The sequence below is a fragment of the Chitinimonas sp. genome (assembly GCF_041904975.1).
In the GTDB taxonomy this organism is placed as follows: Bacteria; Pseudomonadota; Gammaproteobacteria; order Burkholderiales; family Chitinimonadaceae; genus Chitinimonas.
Map to the genome: position 1 here is coordinate 1 of NZ_JAYRLZ010000235.1, position 1682 is coordinate 1682.

Consider the following 1682-nt stretch of genomic DNA (forward strand, 5'->3'; position numbering starts at 1 on the left):
CGATCAAGGCCAGGCCGGAATTGGCATTGCTGCGCAATTCGAACAACTGGCGCAAGGTGCTCAGCTGCACCTTGCGCTCCTGCGCCAGCACCAGGGCGCCATAGGCCAGAACATCGAAATTGCGGTTGCGGCCCTCCCAATAGCCCGACCAGCCATTGGCGCCATTCCAGCCACTGCCCTTGGCTGGCAGCGAAGCGATGCCAGGCGCCAGCTGTTCCTGCAGGTAGTCCAGCGCCTTGTCATACATGGCTTGCGGCACGCTAAAGCCCTCGCCACGCGCATCCTGTAAAAAGCGGGTGACATAGGCGCTCAGCCAGTAATCATGGGCGCTGCCATCGCCCCACAGGCTGAAGCCGCCATTGGCTGCCTGATAGGCGCCGAGCTTGGCAAACGATTTATCCAGCACCTCGGCACGGTGCTCGCGGCTATGCGCCGGCAGGCCAAAGCGCTTGGCCGCCTCCTCATCGACAAACACCCAGGGATAGCTGGAGCTGGTGGTCTGCTCGGCGCAGCCATACGGATATTGCAGTAAGCCCTGCAGCACCTTTTGCGCATTAAGCGGCGGCAGTGCGCTCAGCATCAGCTGGCTGCTGCGCCCCGGATACCACGCCGCGCTATCGCTGTTCTTCAAGGTGACGGTTTCGCCCGGCGCCAGCAGATACAGCGAGGACACCTGCTGCGCCGGCGTCGGTGCCGCCACTTCCAGCACGAATTCGCGCTTGAGGTTGATGCCATTGCCGGCAACCTTGACGGTAAAGGTCTTCAACCCCGGCTCGCCCACCGCCGATACACCCAGGCGCAGGGTGGTTTTCTCCTTGTCCTTGAGGCTGGCGCTTTGCTTGCCGCCGGTGAGGCTCAAGCCGGCAGCGGCTTCCACCTCGACCGACAGGTTCTGGGCGTTGCCGGACAGATTGTGCAGGTCCAGCGCCAGCGCGGCGCTATCGCCACTGGCGATAAAGCGCGGCAGATTCATTTCGGCAATCAGCGGTGCTGCCACCACCATGCTGCGCTCGGCCGAGCCGAACTGCTCGGGCGCCGCCACGACCGCCATCAATCGCAGCCGGCCATTGAAGTCCGGCACCTTGACCTGCACCGTGGCCTCGCCCTGAGCGTTGAAATGCACCGGGCCATTGAACAGGTCGACCAGCTTGATCTTTTGCGGCGTCTTCGGCGGCTGCTTCAGCGAATTGTCGCCACCGAAGCGCAGCTTGCCTTTTTTGCCGTCGAGCTTTTCGATCAAGCGACCATACAGATCGCGCAATTCACCGGAATAGCGCAGCCGGCCAAAGAAGGCCTGGAACGGGTCGGGCGTTTTGAACTCGGTGATATTCAAAATGCCTTCATCCACCGCCGACACGGTCACCATCGCCTCCTTGGCGCTGGCCGGTGCAATTGCGATCTTCACCGGCACGGTGGTATCCGGGCGGATCTTGTCCGGCGCGGCCAGTTTCACCGGCAGGCGCCGGTTGCTGCGATCGATGCCGAGGTGGATCAAGCCCAGCGCACGGGTCGGCGTCACCCGGTCGCCTTGATTGCCGGGGCGCAATACGGTGACCGACACATACAGATCGTGGCGCTTCCAGCTCGGGTCGAGCGGGATATCGATCTGCTGCTTGTCGCTGTCTATGCTCACCCGCTTCATCCACAGCAGCTGGTCGCCCTCCACCATCACGATGCCCTCG

At 62.8% G+C, this 1682-nt stretch carries 1 protein-coding gene; it reads right to left on the reverse strand.

What is annotated here, in order from left to right; genetic code table 11:
* Positions 1-1682 (reverse strand): alpha-2-macroglobulin (locus tag ACE3OH_RS17535; protein WP_374356068.1); only part of this gene is annotated, 1682 nt, incomplete at both ends.